16 protein-coding genes are annotated in these 16,287 nt (G+C 65.6%); 13 read left to right on the top strand and 3 right to left on the bottom strand.

Features of this window, described 5'->3' with window-relative positions; genetic code table 11:
- Positions 1-101: 101 nt before the first annotated feature.
- The 6 genes from eat (at position 102) to ABWW33_RS26360 (ending at position 6,013) form a co-directional block, all read left to right on the top strand.
- Positions 102-1,481, top strand: a complete 1,380-nt coding sequence (eat, locus tag ABWW33_RS26385) for an ethanolamine permease (RefSeq protein WP_353404414.1) — start codon at positions 102-104, stop codon at positions 1,479-1,481.
- A 23-nt stretch (positions 1,482-1,504) separates the two neighbouring features.
- Entirely contained in the window at positions 1,505-2,323 is an 819-nt protein-coding gene (locus ABWW33_RS26380; protein ID WP_353404413.1) for a TorF family putative porin, read from the top strand.
- A 46-nt stretch (positions 2,324-2,369) separates the two neighbouring features.
- Positions 2,370-3,761 (top strand): ethanolamine ammonia-lyase subunit EutB, encoded by a 1,392-nt coding sequence (locus ABWW33_RS26375; RefSeq protein ID WP_353404412.1) that lies wholly within the window; start codon positions 2,370-2,372, stop codon positions 3,759-3,761.
- A gap of 11 nt (positions 3,762-3,772) precedes the next feature.
- Positions 3,773-4,618, top strand: coding sequence for an ethanolamine ammonia-lyase subunit EutC (gene eutC, locus ABWW33_RS26370; RefSeq protein ID WP_353404411.1), 846 nt, complete (start codon positions 3,773-3,775; stop codon positions 4,616-4,618).
- Between the two features lie 19 nt (positions 4,619-4,637).
- Positions 4,638-5,333, top strand: coding sequence for a helix-turn-helix transcriptional regulator (locus ABWW33_RS26365; RefSeq protein ID WP_176655778.1), 696 nt, complete (start codon positions 4,638-4,640; stop codon positions 5,331-5,333).
- A gap of 62 nt (positions 5,334-5,395) precedes the next feature.
- Complete coding sequence (locus tag ABWW33_RS26360) at positions 5,396-6,013, top strand: glutathione S-transferase family protein (protein WP_176655777.1); 618 nt, start codon at positions 5,396-5,398, stop codon at positions 6,011-6,013.
- Between the two features lie 128 nt (positions 6,014-6,141).
- On the opposite strand, the gene ABWW33_RS26355 is transcribed toward ABWW33_RS26360, so the two are convergent.
- From ABWW33_RS26355 to ABWW33_RS26345, 3 genes are all read right to left on the bottom strand, one after another.
- A complete protein-coding gene (locus ABWW33_RS26355) occupies positions 6,142-6,978 on the bottom strand; it encodes an HDOD domain-containing protein (RefSeq protein WP_353404410.1) in 837 nt (278 codons plus the stop codon).
- Positions 6,979-7,063: 85 nt separating this feature from the next.
- On the bottom strand, positions 7,064-7,345 hold the full coding sequence (locus ABWW33_RS26350) for a hypothetical protein (protein ID WP_176655775.1): 282 nt from the start codon (positions 7,343-7,345) through the stop codon (positions 7,064-7,066).
- Positions 7,342-7,815, bottom strand: coding sequence for a MarR family winged helix-turn-helix transcriptional regulator (locus ABWW33_RS26345; RefSeq protein ID WP_176655774.1), 474 nt, complete (start codon positions 7,813-7,815; stop codon positions 7,342-7,344). Before ABWW33_RS26345 ends, ABWW33_RS26350 begins: the two co-directional genes overlap by 4 nt.
- An 81-nt stretch (positions 7,816-7,896) precedes the next feature.
- Here ABWW33_RS26345 and ABWW33_RS26340 point away from each other — a divergent pair, with 81 nt between their 5' ends.
- The 7 genes from ABWW33_RS26340 to astB all read left to right on the top strand — a co-directional run bounded on the left by ABWW33_RS26340 (position 7,897) and on the right by astB (position 16,215).
- On the top strand, positions 7,897-8,811 hold the full coding sequence (locus ABWW33_RS26340) for a DMT family transporter (RefSeq protein ID WP_353404409.1): 915 nt from the start codon (positions 7,897-7,899) through the stop codon (positions 8,809-8,811).
- 7 nt (positions 8,812-8,818) lie between these two features.
- Entirely contained in the window at positions 8,819-9,763 is a 945-nt protein-coding gene (locus ABWW33_RS26335) for a GlxA family transcriptional regulator (RefSeq protein WP_176655772.1), read from the top strand.
- Between the two features lie 141 nt (positions 9,764-9,904).
- Positions 9,905-11,149, top strand: coding sequence for an acetylornithine/succinylornithine family transaminase (gene astC / locus ABWW33_RS26330; RefSeq protein ID WP_353404408.1), 1,245 nt, complete (start codon positions 9,905-9,907; stop codon positions 11,147-11,149).
- A 144-nt stretch (positions 11,150-11,293) separates the two neighbouring features.
- Positions 11,294-12,331 (top strand): arginine N-succinyltransferase, encoded by a 1,038-nt coding sequence (gene astA / locus ABWW33_RS26325; protein WP_353404407.1) that lies wholly within the window; start codon positions 11,294-11,296, stop codon positions 12,329-12,331.
- Positions 12,332-12,344: 13 nt separating this feature from the next.
- Entirely contained in the window at positions 12,345-13,403 is a 1,059-nt protein-coding gene (gene astA, locus ABWW33_RS26320) for an arginine N-succinyltransferase (protein WP_353404406.1), read from the top strand.
- The gene (astD, locus tag ABWW33_RS26315; protein ID WP_353404405.1) at positions 13,396-14,868 is read left to right on the top strand and encodes a succinylglutamate-semialdehyde dehydrogenase; all 1,473 of its coding nucleotides are present in this window, start codon (positions 13,396-13,398) and stop codon (positions 14,866-14,868) included. The genes astA (ABWW33_RS26320) and astD overlap by 8 nt, the downstream gene beginning before the upstream one ends.
- 9 nt (positions 14,869-14,877) lie before the next feature.
- Positions 14,878-16,215 carry an N-succinylarginine dihydrolase gene (astB, locus tag ABWW33_RS26310; protein ID WP_353404404.1) on the top strand — a complete coding sequence of 446 codons (1,338 nt, stop codon included), beginning with the start codon at positions 14,878-14,880 and terminating at the stop codon, positions 16,213-16,215.
- Positions 16,216-16,287: the final 72 nt, after the last annotated feature.

Below are 16,287 nucleotides of genomic sequence, written 5' to 3'. Positions count from 1 at the left end.
GCAAGTTTGCCGATTTTCGATAACGCTTGCATTTGGCTCGCTTCTATACTCGATTCCGCTGCAACTTCCATACCAGAGCGCTTTACCTTAGGGAGAATCACATGAATGCAAAACAGGCGGCCGGGCAACCGGCGCTGCAACAGTCGCTGGGCACCTTCCAGTTGTGGGGCATCGCGGTAGGCCTGGTGATCTCGGGCGAGTACTTCGGCTGGAGCTACGGCTGGGCCTCGGCGGGGACGCTGGGCTTTACCATCACCGCGCTGTTCATCGCGGCCATGTACACCACGTTTATCTTCAGCTTTACCGAGCTGACCACGTCGATCCCGCACGCGGGCGGACCGTTCGCCTACAGCAAGCGCGCCTTCGGCCCGGTCGGCGGCTACCTGGCCGGCGCGGCCACGCTGATCGAGTTCGTGTTCGCGCCGCCGGCGATCGCGCTGGCGATCGGCGCCTATCTGAACGTGCAGTTTCCCACCGTCGATCCGAAGACGGCGGCGGTTGGCGCCTACGTCGTGTTCATGACATTGAACATCGTCGGCGTGCAGGTGGCGGCCACCTTCGAGCTGCTGATGACGCTGCTCGCCATCTTCGAATTGCTGGTGTTTATGGGCGTCGTCTCGCCCGGCTTCTCGGTGGCGAACTTCGTCAAGGGCGGCTGGTCGGGCCAGGACGGCTTCAGCATCGCATCGATCCCCGGCATGTTCGCGGCGATCCCCTTCGCGATCTGGTTTTTCCTGGCGATCGAGGGTGTGGCCATGGCGGCCGAGGAAGCCAAGGATCCGAAACGGTCGATTCCCATCGCCTACATCGCCGGCATCATCACGCTGGTGCTGCTGGCGATCGGCGTGATGGTGTTTGCCGGCGGCGCGGGCGACTGGACCAAGCTGGCCAACATCAACGATCCGCTGCCCCAGGCGATGAAGATCGTCGTCGGCGAGCACAGCAACTGGCTGCACATGCTGGTATGGCTGGGCCTGTTCGGCCTGATCGCTTCCTTCCACGGCATCATCCTCGGCTATTCGCGCCAGATCTTCGCGCTGGCCCGCGAGGCTTACCTGCCGCACTACTTCGCCAAGATCCACCCGCGCTTCAAGACGCCGCACCGCGCCATCCTCGCGGGCGGCGTGATCGGCATCGCCGCCATCTACAGCGACGAGCTGATCAAGATCGGCGGCCAGACTCTGACCGCCAACATCGTCACCATGTCGGTGTTCGGCGCCATCACCATGTACATCCTCAGCATGCTCAGCCTGTTCAAGCTGCGCCGCATGGAGCCGCACATGGCGCGTCCTTTCCGCGCACCGTTCTATCCGCTGTTCCCGGCCATCGCGCTGACCGGCGCGCTGATCTGCCTGGTGACGATGATCTATTACAACCTGCTGATCTTTGGCGTGTTCGTCGGCTTCCTGGCCGTCGGCTATGGTTTCTTCCTGGCCACCAAGGGCAATCGCCAGCAGCACGCGGCGCTTGACGCTGCCTAACCTACATCAACGGAGCACTCTTCATGTCCCAATCCATTTTCTCTCTGCTGGCCGCGGCCGGCCTGGCTTGCGCGGCAGGCGGCGCGTTGGCCGCCGACGCAGCGCCGGCGGCGCCCGCGCCCGACTGGACCAATACCGGCAACATCACGCTGGCGTCCGACTATCTGTTCCGCGGCATCTCGCAGACGCAGGCCAAGCCGACGGCGCAGGCCACGCTGGACTTCACCCACGTCAGCGGCTTCTACATGGGCCTGTTCGGCTCCGGCGTCTCGCACGCGGCCTATAACAACGGCAGCGGTTCGGAGATCGATGTCTATGGCGGATACCGCTATCCATTCAGCGCGGACAGCAATATCGACGCCGGCCTGGTCACCTACTGGTACCCCGGCGCGCACTACGCGGCCGGCGGCAGGGACATCAAGTATCATACCCAGGAGGCCAAGCTGGGTGTCAACATCGGCGCCTTCAACGCCTACGCCTGGGTGGCGCTGAGCCGATACTGGTTCGGCTTCGCGGTGCAGCCGGACAGCGGCAAGCTGGCCGATACGCGCGGCACCGCCTATGCCGAGGTGAACTGGAATCCCGAACTGATGCCGGGCCTGGTGCTGAACCTGCACGCGGGCCGCCAGCAGGTGCGCAACATGAGCGATTTCAATTTCTTCGACGTCAAGGCGGGCGTGACCAAGACCTTCGACAGTTGGGCGGTCTCGGCGGCGGGCACCTACAACAGCGGCGACGCCAGCAAGAACGGCACGCCCTTGTGGACCTTCTTCAACGCCGACGGCAGCGGCAAGAACGTGGCGCAGAAGCGCCTGGTCGTGACGGCCTCGCGCAACTTTTAACAACATCGAGCAACCTCGAGTACACCGGCGGCATCGGGAGACGGCAATGAGCAGCTTTGCACATACGGTAGGCAGCAGGACATATCAGTTCCGCGACCTGAAGGACTTGATGGCGAAGGCGACGCCGGCGCGTTCCGGCGACTATCTGGCGGGGCTGGCGGCGGCCAGCGCCGAGGAGCGGGTGGCGGCGCAGATGGCGCTGGCCGGGCTGCCGCTGTCGCTGTTCCTGAACCAGATGGTGGTGCCGTACGAGCAGGACGAGGTGACGCGGCTGATCATCGACGACCACGACCGCGTCGCCTTCGCCCGCATCGCCCACCTGACCGTGGGCGACTTCCGCAACTGGCTGCTGGGCGACGCCGCCGATGAAGCCGCGCTGGCCGCCGTCGCCCCCGGCATCACGCCGGAGATGGCGGCGGCCGTTTCCAAGATCATGCGCATCCAGGACCTGATCCTGGTGGCGAAGAAATGCCGCGTCGTTACCGGCTTCCGCAACACCATCGGCCTGGCGGGCTGCATGTCGACGCGGCTGCAGCCGAACCACCCGACCGACGACGCCAGCGGCATCGCCGCCAGCGTGCTGGACGGCCTGCTGTACGGCAGCGGCGACGCGGTGATCGGCATCAACCCGGCCACCGACAACGTGCCGCAGGTGATCAAGATCGTCACCATGCTCGACGAGATCATCGGCCGCTACGCCATCCCCACGCAATCGTGCGTGCTGACCCACGTCACCAACACCATCGCCGCCATCGAACGCGGCGCGCCGATCGACCTGGTGTTCCAGTCGATCGCCGGCACCGAGGCGGCCAACGCCGGCTTCGGCATCAACCTGGCCTTGCTGGCGGAGGCGCAACAGGCGGCGCTGTCGCTGCAACGGGGCACGGTGGGCAACAACGTGATGTACTTCGAGACCGGGCAGGGCAGCGCGCTGTCGGCCAACGCCCATCACGGCGTCGACCAGCAGACCTGCGAGACGCGCGCCTACGCGGTGGCGCGCAAGTTCCAGCCTCTGCTGGTCAATTCGGTGGTGGGTTTCATCGGCCCCGAGTACCTGTACGACGGCAAGCAGATCGTGCGCGCGGGGCTGGAAGACCACTTCTGCGCCAAGCTGCTGGGCCTGCCGATGGGCTGCGACGTCTGCTACACCAACCACGCCGAGGCCGACCAGAACGACATGGACATCCTGCTGACCCTGTTGGGCACGGCCGGCTGCACCTTCGTCATGGGCATTCCCGGCTCGGACGACATCATGCTCAACTACCAGACCACATCCTTCCACGACGCGCTGTATGCGCGCCGGGTGCTGGGCCTGAAGCCGGCGCCGGAATTCGAGGCTTGGCTGAAGGAGATGGAAATCTTCACCCGCGACGATTACGTTACACTGGGCGAAGCGCTGCCGGCCTCCTTCCAGCGCGCGCTGGCCAGCCTGAACTGATGGGTAAGCACATGAACGACGACGAGGACCTGCTGCCCGCCAGTCCCTCCGGCCCCAGCGGCGACGGCGTGGTGACGCCCAATCCGTGGGGTTCGCTGCGGCGTTTCACGGCGGCGCGCATCGCGCTGGGGCGCAGCGGCGTCAGCCAGCCAACCGCGCCGCAGCTGGAATTCCAGCTGGCGCATGCGCGCGCGCGCGACGCGGTCCACCTGGCCCTGGATCACGCCGCGCTGGGCGACGCCTTGCGGGCCGCCACCGGCTTGCCCTGCCTGCCGCTGCACAGCGCGGCCGTCAGCCGCGACATCTACCTGCAGCGCCCCGACCTGGGCCGGCGCCTGGACGACGCCTCGCGCCGGGCCCTGCTGGAGCGCCCGCGCGACGGCGCCGGCTACGATCTCGCCTTCGTCATCGCCGACGGCTTGTCGGCGCTGGCCATCGAGCAGAACGTCCGGCCCTTCCTGACAGCGTTGATGGCGCGGCTGGCGGCCGAATCCTGGTCGCTGGCGCCGCTGTCCATCGTCCGCCAGGGACGGGTGGCGGTGGGCGACGAGGTGGGCGAGTTGCTGGGCGCGCGCGCGGTGCTGGTGCTGATCGGCGAACGCCCTGGCCTGAGCTCGCCGGACAGCATGGGCCTGTATCTGACTTGGGCGCCGCGCGTCGGCCTGAGCGACGCCGCCCGCAATTGCATCTCGAATGTGCGTCCGGCGGGCTTGACCTACGACGACGCAGCCTTCAAGCTTCACTACCTGCTGTCCGAATCGCGCCGGCGCCAATTGTCCGGCGTCGCGCTGAAGGATGAAACGGCAGCCGACAGCGCCGCCATGGAGGCGCCGCAGCGCAATTTCCTGCTGGAGTGAGACAAGTGAGATCGCAGCAATGAGCCGTACCGGCCGACTTTTCCTACTGATGGACGCCATGCGCGGCTACCGCCGCCCCGTCACCGCCGCCCGCCTGGCCGAGCAGCTGGGCGTCTCCGAACGCACCATTTACCGCGACATCCAGACCCTGGCCGGCCTCGGCGCGCCGCTGGAGGGCGAGGCCGGCGTCGGCTACATGCTGAAGGCCGGCTTCTTCCTGCCGCCGTTGATGTTCGGCGCCGACGAGCTGGAGGCGCTGGTGCTGGGCGCGCGCTGGGTGCGCAGGCAGGGCGACGAGGCGCTGGCCGCCGCCGCCAACAACGCGCTGGCCAAGATCGCCGCCGCCACGCCGAAGGACTTGCGCGACGACATGGCCGAGACCAGCCTGTGGGTGCCGCTGGGCATGGACCAGAACGCCGCCAGCGACGTCCACGTGCGGCCGGTGCGCGAGGCGATCCGTTACCAGCACCGCCTGCGCATGGCCTATTGCGACGAGCACGGCAAGCCGTCGGACCGGTGGGTCTGGCCGTTTGCGCTGGCGTTCCTGGAAGGGCGCCGGCTGCTGGCCGCGTGGTGCGAGCTGCGCATGGCCTTCCGCCATTTCCGCATCGACCGCATCGCCTCGGTGGAGTCGACCGGGCAGCGCTATCCGGCGCGCCGCAGCGACCTGCTGAAGACCTGGCGCCAGCAACAGAACCTGCGCGAAGACTACTGACAAAAACTGTCGCGGGGCGGGCTTACGATGAACTCCTCAACCCAGTCATCGGAGATTTGCAAATGCGCTTATACCACCACCCCGCCTCCTCCAGCTCGCGCCGCGTGATGCTGGCCGCCGTCCACATGGGCACGCCGCTGGAACTGACCGAAGTAAACCTGATGAGCCCGGAAGACCGGCGGCGGCTGGTCGCGCTCAATCCCAACAGCAAGGTGCCGGTGCTGCAGGACAGCGACTTTATCCTGTGGGAATCCTGCGCCATCATGCAATACCTGGCCGACCGCACGCTGGGCCAGACCCTGTATCCCGACAACATCGTGGCGCGGGCCGACATCAACCGCTGGCTGCTGTGGTCGTCGCAGCATTTCGCGCCGGCGCTGGGGGCCATCGTCTATGAAAACATCTGGAAGGGGCTGACCGGCAACGGCGCGGCCGATCCGGCGGAACTGGAGCGCGCCGGGCGCCAGGTGGCGCAATTCGCCGCCGTGCTGGAGCAGCACCTGGCGGGGCGCGAATGGGTGGTCGGCGACAAGCTGAGCCTGGCGGACTTCGCGCTGGCTTCGTCGTTGATGTACACCGAGCAAGCCAAATTGCCTGTCACGCAATATCCGAAGCTGATGGCCTGGTATGGCCGCGTGCAGCAGCTGGAGGCGTGGAAGCAGACGGTGCCGGTCTGGTAAGGAAATGTGCTCCTTATGTGAACTGGCGCACAGAGCAGGACGGGGGGGCGGGGTATTCTTGAAACGTCTCCTCTGGAGGAGATCCCTAGTTTTGGACTTTGCCCGCTCCCCAGCGGGCTTTTTTTTGTCTACAGCATCAATACCGCGTACAGCGACTGCACTTCGAGCGCGGATTCGGTCATGATCGCGTGCAGCGTGCCTTCGCCGACGACGAAGTCGATGGTGCGGGCGCCTTGCAGGGTGGTGGCGCCGGGGCGCTGGTACAGCGGCGAGTGGACCGGCGACAAGTCGTTGGCCAGCAGCAGCGTGTCGCCCAGCGTTTCCGGCGGCAGCGCGCGCAAGCCCACCCACATCGATTCGATGGCGCGCGACACGGCTTCCGGCACGTCCAGCTTGGCCATCACGCCGCGGCCTATCGTCACCTCACCGTGCTCGACCCAGTCCTCCGGCTCGCCTTCCATCACTTCCGGGTATTCGCCGGCGCAGGACAGCATGTAGAACCCGGCCACCTCGTGCATGATGCCGGCAAACAGCGCCGTGTCCGGGTCGACATGGGTGACCCGGCGCGCGATCACCTGCGACAGGGCCGCCACGTGCGCCGTGTGTTCCCACAATTGGTTGACCTTGGCCAGCAGGGCGGGATCGGTGATCTGGCTGCCGATCTGGCGCACGATCAGCGCCGCGACCAGCGATTGCAGCGTGCGCACGCCGAGCCGCTGCACGGCCGCGCGCACGCTGGAAATTTCAGTACCGGAGCGGTTGTAGGCCACCGAGTTGGCGATGGCGACGCTGCGCGCCGCCAGCAACGGGTCCGCCTGGATCAGCTTGGCCGCCGCTTCGACGTGGCAGTCGGGATCGTTGAGCGCCTGCTGCAGGCGCAGCGAGGCGTTGACGTTGGCAGGGAACGTCAGCTCCCCCCGGCTCGCCTGAGCGGCAATGGTCTTGAAGGCGTCGAGTCTGTCCATGCAAAAAAATTATACTCGGAATATTGCCTTGCGGCACTTCTTGGGAAAATACTTTTTTGCCGTACCACGCCCGCCGCCGCCGGGCTTATTGCTCGCTGAAGATGGCGTCGCAGCCGTCCTGGGTGGCGTCGGTGTCTTGCAGTTCGTCGGTCAGGCCCAGGTCGAACAGTTCCTCGATCGCGTTCATGAAGCTGTTGTGCTTGGTTGCGCCGATCAGACGATAGATCTCGCCGGCTTCGTTGCGGATGCCGATCAGCAGCTTTTCCTGGCGCACTTCGTCTGGTGTGGCCTGGTTCAGCAGCAGGTTGCCGATGATGTGTTTGTCGAATTTGGCAGGCTTTTTGCCTTCGAGCAGTGTCGTTTTCAAATGTTTTCCTTGGTTGAGTCAGGGGTGGACGGGCATTCGGTGTGGCCGGCCATGATCACAGTTTTGAGCTCGGACAGGGTTTTTTCAAGTGCCGCGAAATCGTCCTCGGTGTAGTGCGCAAACACTTTCCCGCTCTGTGAGATGACCTCCGGGAAGACGTCGCAGAACACCTGCTCGCCCTCCCTGGTCAGCTTCACGAAGAAGGAACGTTTGTCGCAGTCGTTGCGCTGACGTTCCACCAATCCTTTTTGCTCCAGCCGTTCGATCACGCCGGTCAGCGTGCCCTTGGTGATCAGCGTCTTGTCGCCCAGTTCTTTATAGGACATGCCGGGCGTATTGCCCAGCGTGGCGATGATATCGAACTGGGCGTGCGTCAAGCCGCTCTGGCGCACGTACTGTCCAGAGAGCCGTTCGTAGCTCTGTAAGCAATCCGCCAGCAGCCGGATACTTTTCAAAAATCGTTCACCCATAGACTGTGATTATAGCTGTTTCGCACGGGCAGCCCCGGGCGGGTACTATAATGACGGACGAACATTGATAATAAAAAAGCCATGCCTCAACACTTGCGCGGCATCGCCGCTCTGCTGATCGTGACCCTGGTGTGGGGCACGACTTTCCCCGCGATGAAGGACATGACCGGCTACCTGTCGGCCAGCTGGATCGTGCTGTGCCGCTTCGCGCTGGCCGGCCTGCTGTTGCTGCCGTTTATGTGGCGCGCCCGGTGGAACGATATCCGCTGGGGCATCGCCGCCGGCGCGGTGTTGTTCCTGTGCTACGTGTTCCAGATCGAGGGGCTGGCGCTGACCAGTTCCAACCGCAACGCCTTCGTCACCGGCCTCAACGTGCTGGTGCCGCCGCTGCTGGGCGTGCTGCTCGGGGCCAAACTGGAGCGCCGCATCGTCGTCGCGCTGGTGCTGGCGCTGGCCGGCTTGTTCGCGCTGTGCTGGGAAGGCAGCTTCACCTGGGGCCGCGGCGACACGCTGGCGCTGCTGTGCGCGCTGTTCTTCGGCATCTACGTCAAGCTGATGGAAAGCACCACCCGCAAGGTCGAGAAGCTGATGGTGCTGACGGCCTCGCAAATCCTCACCGTGGCCGTGTGCGCGGCGGCCTGGCTGCTGATACGCGAAGTGCCGCTGGGCCTGGCCGAGCGCAGCCAGGACCTGCCGGACTATGTCAGCTATATCTGGAAGGGCTTGCAGATGTACGGCCTGAACCTGGTCTACCTGGGCGTGGTGGCCACGGCGGCCATCATTTCGCTGCAAACCTGGGGCCAGAGCCACAGCAGCGCCAACGAGGCGGCCGTGATCTACGCCTTCGAGCCGGGCTGCGCCGCCATCTTCGCGTATTTCTGGCTGGGCGAGACGCTGGCCTGGAACGGACTGCTGGGCGCGGTGCTGTTGATCTCCGGTATGATCGTCAGCCAGTGGAGCACCGAGCGGCCTGCCGCCGCGCTGGCCCCGGAGTAGCTAGCCCATGTCTTTCGATAACCTGTCCCGCGTCACCCAGGAGCGGCCGCTGCGCATGCTGCTGGTGAACGCCGGCGAGGCCGATTCCATCACCTGGGCCGGCCTGGTGCAGCCGCTGCGGCTGGCCGCCGCGTCGCTGGGTCCGCATCAATTTCATCTGGAAACAATGACGCCGGCGCAAGTGGTGCTGGCGCAGCCGGGCTGGCACATTGCGCTATTGGTCGCCGACGAGAGCCAGGCGCCGCTGGCGCCGGAGGTGTGCCGCGCCGTCATCGAACGCTGCCGCTCGGCCGAATACTGGGGCGGCGTCGGCGCCGGCGTGCTGTGGCTGGCCAGCGCCGGGCTGATGTCGGGCGTGCGCATCGCGCTGCCGTGGGCGCTGTACGCCGACACCGAGGAAATCGCCGAGCGCGCCATCCTGACGCCCCACCTGTTCGAACTGGACGGCCGGCACCTGAGCTGCTGCGGCGGCTCCGCCAGCATCGACTTTTCGCTGACGCTGATCGAGCACCTGTTCGGCGCCACCGTGCAGGCCGCCATCAAGGAGAGCCTGTGCGTCGAGCGCGTGCGCGGCCACGAGGAGCGCCAGCGCGTCGCCCTGCAGGCCCGCTTCGGCGCGCTGCAGCCGCGCCTGTCCGAGGCGGTGACGCTGATGGAAACCAATATCGAGGAACCGCTGTCCACCGACGACATCGCCAACCTGGTCGGCCTGTCGCGGCGCCAGCTGGAGCGCCTGTTCAAGCAATACCTGGGCAGCCTGCCGTCGCGCTACTACCTGGAGCTGCGCCTGCAGCGGGCGCGGCAGTTGCTGCTGGAAACCAATCACTCCATCGTGCAGGTGGGGCTGATGTGCGGCTTCTCCTCCGGCTCGCATTTTTCCACCGCCTTCGGCGCCCTGTTCGGCAACACGCCGCGCGAGGAGCGGCAGCGCAAGCTGATGCCGGTTGTATAGACTGGTCGTTCTGGCAAGCTTACTTTGCGGCCAAAAGTGAAAATCCTTGTCGCCATTAGAAAAGAGTTTTAGCATGCCGCTTTTTATAATGGGTCCACGCGGTGCTGTGCCGCGCCTTACCCAACACTGATAGGGAATGCCATGAACGCCAAGCTAGATACGACCGTAACCACCCGTCCTGTGACTCGTCAGACCTTTGATGAAGTCCTGGTGCCAACCTACGCACCCGCAGCGATGGTACCGGTCCGAGGCGCTGGTCTGGACCTGTGGGACCAGAATGGCAAGCACTACCTGGACTTCACCTCCGGCATCGCCGTGGCCTCGCTGGGCCATTGCAACCCGATCCTGGTCGAAGCGCTGACCCGCCAGGCCAACACCCTGTGGCACCTGGGCAACGGCTACACCAACGAGCCGGTGCTGCGCCTGGCCATCGCGCTGACCGAGGCGACCTTCGCCGACCGCGCCTTCTTCTGCAACTCCGGCGCCGAAGCCAACGAAGCGGCGCTGAAGCTGGCGCGCAAGTACGCCCACACCAAGTTCGGCGAGCACAAGTCGCGCATCGTGTCGTGCTACCAGTCGTTCCACGGCCGCACGCTGTTCACCGTGTCCGTCGGCGGCCAGTCGAAGTACACCGAAGGCTTCGAGCCGCTGCCGCCATCGATCGAGCACATCACGTATAACGACATCGAATCCGCACGCGCCGCCATCGGCGACGACGTGTGCGCGGTGATCGTCGAGCCGCTGCAAGGCGAGGGCGGCGTGGTGCCGGGCGACAAGGCCTTCCTGCAGGAGCTGCGCGAGCTGTGCAACAAGACCGGCGCGCTGCTGATCTTCGACGAAGTCCAGTGCGGCATGGGCCGTACCGGCGACCTGTTCCACTACATGACTTACGGCATCACGCCGGACATCCTGACCTCGGCCAAGGCGCTGGGCAACGGCTATCCGATCGGCGCCATGCTGACCACCGAGGAACTGGCCAAGACGCTGGGCGTGGGCACCCACGGCACCACCTACGGCGGCAACCCGCTGGCCGCGACCGTGGCGCTGACGGTGCTGGACACGATCAACCAGCCGGCCTTCCTGGCCCGTGTCAAGGAAGCCGGCGCCAAGCTGCGCTCGACGATGGACAAGCTGATCGCCGACTACCCGCAAGTGTTTGCGCAAGTGCGCGGCGCCGGCCTGCTGCTGGGCCTGGTTGTGACGGATGCCTGGAAAGGCCGTTCGAAGGACATCCAGAAAGCCGCCGAAGGCAACGGCCTGATGGTGCTGATCGCCGGCATGGACGTGGTGCGCCTGGCGCCGGCGCTGATCGTCTCCGACGCGCAGATCGCCGAAGTCGACCGCATCCTGCGCCTGTCGCTGGACGGCATGATGGCGGCGGCCTGAGTTAAAACCACCGTCATCCCCGCGAAAGCGGGGATCCATGCCGCGCTTGAGTTGCCAGCGTTCTATGGATTCCCGCCTGCGCGGGAATGACGACTACACGGCCCGGCGCTCGCCGGGCCGGTTCGCATTTTCTAAGGAGTTCCCATGTATGTAGTCCGTCCGGTAGAACTTGCGGATCTTGCTGCCCTCGAAGCGTTGGCCGCAGTGACCATGCCGGGTGTGCACACCTTGCCGAAAACGCGCGAGAAAATCGTCGCCATGATCGAGCGTTCGATCGCGTCGTTTGCCGCGCATGTCGACATCCCCAGCGAGGAATCCTACCTGCTGGTGCTGGAATCGCCGCAGGACCAGACCATCGTCGGCACCGCCGCGATCTTCGCCGCAGCCGGCTCCAACGGCACCTACTTCTCCTTCCGCAACGACGTGATCCAGCAGGTCTCGCGCGACCTGAACATCAGCCACAGCGTGCACGCGCTGACGCTGTGCTCCGAGCTGACCGGCTATTCGCAGCTGTCGAGCTTTTACGTCGGCGAGCGCGAGCACGGCACGCCGGAAGCGGCGCTGCTGTCGCGCGCGCGGCTGATGTTCGCCGTGCTGGCTCCGCACCGCTTCGCCGACCGCTTCTTCGTGCCGCTGGCCGGCGTGACCGATGCCGACGGCGGTTCGCCGTTCTGGGATGCGCTGGGCCGTAAATTCTTCAAGATGGACTTCCTCGACGCCGAGCGCGTCATCGGCGGCGCCCGCAACCGCACCCTGATCGTCGAGCTGATGCCGCACTATCCGGTCTACGTGCCGCTGCTGCCGGGCGACGCGCAGGCGGCCATGGGCCAGATCCATCCGTCGGGCGAGCTGGCGTTCAACCTGCTGACGGCCGAAGGCTTCGAGGCCGACGACTACATCGACATCTTCGACGGCGGCCCGATCCTGCAGGCGCACAAGAATTCGCTGCGCACCTTCACCGGCGCGCTGCAGCGGCGCGTGACCACCGCCGCCGAATCGCCGGACCGCGGCCGTGAGCCGCAGCTGCGCTACGCCGTCGCTTCCGGCTCCGAGCATAATTTCCGCGCGGTGATCACGCATTGCCCGTCGCTGGAATCGCAAGTCAATGTGGCGCTGCCTGCCGATGTGCAGGAAGCGCTCCAGGTCGCCGAGGGCGACACCGTCATCTGCGTCAGAATCTAAGAGTGGACAACCTATGCTAGTAGTACGCGCAATCAAAGCCGAAGACCTCGACGCCCTGTACGTGATGGCCACGCAGGTCGGCAGCGGCATGACCACCCTCAAGCCGGACATGAAGATGATGGGCGACCGCGTGGCGATCGCCGTCGCTTCGTTCGCCGAGAGCATCCCGCCCGAAAAGCGCGACTACATGTTCGTCATGGAGGATACCGACACGGGCCGCCTGGCCGGCGTGTGCGCGATCAAGGGCGCGGTCGGCTTGACGGAGCCGTTCTATAACTATCGCATCGGCACGCTGGTGCACTCGAGCCGCGAGCTCGACGTGTTCACCCGCATGGACACGCTGTACCTGTCGAACGACCTGACCGGCAGCACCGAACTGTGCTCGCTGTTCCTGCATCCCGACTACCGCACCGGCAACAACGGCAAGCTGCTGTCGAAGAGCCGCTTCCTGTTCATCGCGCAGTTCCCGCACCTGTTCACCGAAAAGCTGATCGCGGAGATGCGCGGCTACCAGGAGGAGAGCGGCCGTTCGCCGTTCTACGAAGGTTTGGGCCGCCACTTCTTCAAGATGGACTTCGACCACGTGGACGACCTGACCGCCGTCGGCAAGAAGTCCTTCATCGCCGAGCTGATGCCGCGCCAGCCGCTGTACGTGGCCTACCTGCCGGACGACGCGCAGGCCGTGATCGGCAAGGTGCACACCTCGACCGCGCCCGCGCGCCGGCTGCTGGAGCAGGAAGGCATGTACTTCGAGGGCTATATCGACATCTTCGACGCCGGTCCGGTGCTGCAGGCCCGCGTGTCCGAGCTGCGCGCGATGCGCGACAGCACGCTGGCCGAGATCGGCCTGGCCGGCGACTGGGATTCGGCCTGCGCACCGGAGACCGCCGTGGCCGAACCGATGCTGGTGTCGAACACCACGCTCAAGGATTTCCGCATGATCCTGTCGCAGTCGGTGCCGGTCGCCGGCATCGTGGCGCTGCCGGACGCCGAACAACAACTCCTGCACTGCCACACCGGCGATACCGTGCGCACGCTGTCTCTCAATCTGAGGAAGAATCCACATGTCTAACGTTTTAAGCAACTACATTAACGGCGAATGGCTGCCGGGCAGCGGCGCCGAACTGGTCACCATCGACCCGTCGAACGGCAAGCAGACCTGGGCCAGCAAGGAATCGACCGCGCAGGACGTGGCGCAGGCTTGCGCCGCCGCGCGCGGCGCCTTCGAAGCCTGGGCGCTGACGCCGCTGGCCGAGCGCATCGCCGTCTGCACCCGTTTCCGCGATCTGCTGAAGCAGGACGCCGAAGAGCTGGCGCTGCTGATCTCCGAGGAAGTCGGCAAGCCGCTGTGGGAAGCCCGCACCGAGGCGACCACCATGGCCAACAAGATCGACATCTCGGTCCAGGCCTACGGCGCGCGCACCGGCGAAACGCAGAGCAAGGTCGCCGACGGCGAGGCCGTGCTGCGCCACCGTCCGCACGGCGTGTTCGGCGTGTTCGGTCCATACAACTTCCCCGGCCACCTGCCGAACGGCCATATCGTGCCGGCGCTGATCGCCGGTAACACCGTCGTCTTCAAGCCCAGCGAATTCGCCCCGCGCACCGCCGTCAAGACCGTGCAACTGTGGGAGAAGGCCGGCTTACCGAAGGGCGTCATCAACCTGGTCAACGGCGGCCGCGATGCGGGCATCGCGCTGGGCCGGAACGAACTGCTGGACGGCGTGCTGTTCACCGGCAGCTGCCAGACCGGCACCGCGCTGCACAAGCAGTTCGGCGGCCAGCCGGGCAAGATGCTGGCGCTGGAAATGGGCGGCAACAATCCGCTGGTGGTGTGGGACGTCAAGGACATCGACGCCGCCGTCTTCATGGCGATTTCGTCGGCCTTCATCTCGGCCGGCCAGCGCTGCACCTGCGCGCGCCGCCTGATTGTCAATCAGGGCGCCGAGGGCGATGCGATCGTCGTGCGCCTGGTCGATGTCGCCAGCCGCCTGACGGTCGGCGCCTCGAACGCGGAACCTGCGCCATTCATGGGTCCTGTGGTTTCGTCAGCCGTCGCTAAACGACTGGTGCAGGCGCAGGCCGACATGGTGGCCAAGGGCGGCAAGAGCCTGCTGCAGATGCGCCAGCTGGACGAGAACACCGGCTTCGTCACCGCCGGCATCGTCGATGTGACCGATGCGCAGGGCATTCCGGACGAAGAGTGGTTTGGCCCGCTGCTGCAGGTGATCCGCGTGGCAGACTTCGACAGCGCGATCAAGGCGGCCAACGCCACCGAATTCGGCCTGGCATCGGCGCTGATCTCGAACGACGAGAACCTGTGGAAGATCTTCCAGGTCCGCGCGCGCGCCGGCATCGTCAACTGGAACCGTCCGACCACCGGCGCCGCCAGCAGCGCGCCGTTCGGCGGCGTGGGCAAGTCGGGCAGCCATCGTCCGAGCGCCTACTACGCGGCGGACTACTGCGCCTACCCGGTCGCATCGATCGAAAACAACGTACTTGAAATGCCTGCGAAGCTGTCGCCGGGTATGAACTTCTAAGGAACTGCCATGAGCGCACGCGAATTCAATTTTGACGGTCTGGTCGGCCCATCGCACAACTACGCCGGTCTGTCGTTCGGCAATGTGGCCTCGTTCAGCAACGTCAAGAGCGCTTCGAATCCGAAGCTGGCGGCCCTGCAAGGCCTGGCCAAGATGCGCGCGCTGGCCGCGCGCGGCTTTGGCCAGGCGCTGTTGCCGCCGCAGGACCGTCCGAATTTCCGCCTGCTGCGCAGCATAGGCTTTACCGGCAGCGATGCCGAGGTGCTGGCGAAGGCCGCCAAGGAAGCGCCGGTTATCCTGGCCTGCGCCTGGTCGGCCTCGCCGATGTGGACCGCCAACGCGGCCACCGTCAGCCCATCCGCCGACAGCGCCGATGGCCGCGCGCATTTCACCGCCGCCAACCTGAACAACAAGCTGCACCGCGCTTTCGAGCACGCGCAGTCGGCCCGTTCGCTGCGCGCCATCTTCAAGGACGACAAGCACTTCGCCGTGCATGACGCCTTGCCGGGCACACCGGCGTTCGGCGACGAAGGCGCGGCCAATCACACGCGCCTGTGCAAGGACCACGGCAGCGCCGCCGTCGAGATGTTCGTCTACGGCCGTACCGAGTTCGACGTGTCGGCATCGCAGCCGAAAAAATACCCGGCACGCCAGACGCTGGAAGCGTCGCAGGCGGTCGCGCGACTGCACGGCCTGTCGGCGGAACGCACCGTCTACATCCAGCAGAATCCCGACGTGATCGACCAGGGCGTGTTCCACAACGACGTCATCGCGGTAGGCAACGGCAATGTGCTGTTCTACCACGAGCAGGCTTTCGCCGACGAAGCGGGCGCGCTCGAGCAGCTGCGCCGCGCGATGGGCGGCGTGGGCGCGGACCTGAACGCGATCCGCGTCGACACGGCAAAGGTGTCGGTGGCCGACGCGGTGCACAGCTACCTGTTCAACAGCCAGCTGCTGAGCAAGGGCAACGGCAAGATGGCGCTGGTGATCCCGCAGGAATGCCAGGAAAACGCCGCCGTCGCGGCCTATCTCGAAGGCCTGGTCGCCAGCGGCAACGCGGTCGACGAACTGATACATTTCGACCTGCGCCAGTCGATGCGCAACGGCGGCGGTCCTGCGTGCCTGCGCCTGCGCGTGGCGCTGACCGACGCCGAAGCGGCGGCCATGCATCAAGGCGTGGTGATGACGGAAGCGCTGTACCACACGCTGGTGGCGTGGGTCGAGAAACACTACCGCGACCGCCTGGAGCCGTCCGACCTGGCCGATCCCGCGCTGGCGATCGAGGTGCACGCCGCGCTGGAAGATTTGAGCCGTATTTTGGGCCTGCCTGGCCTGTACGATTTGTAAAACGGGATTTCACCCCCATATGGCGATTTGGTGTTTAATAACACGCGACCACCGCCGCGCAGCCACAAGCCG

It is taken from the genome of Duganella hordei (genome assembly GCF_040369125.1).
Lineage (GTDB): Bacteria > Pseudomonadota > Gammaproteobacteria > Burkholderiales > Burkholderiaceae_D > Rugamonas > Rugamonas hordei.
This window is presented reverse-complemented; position numbering and strand designations above follow the sequence as displayed.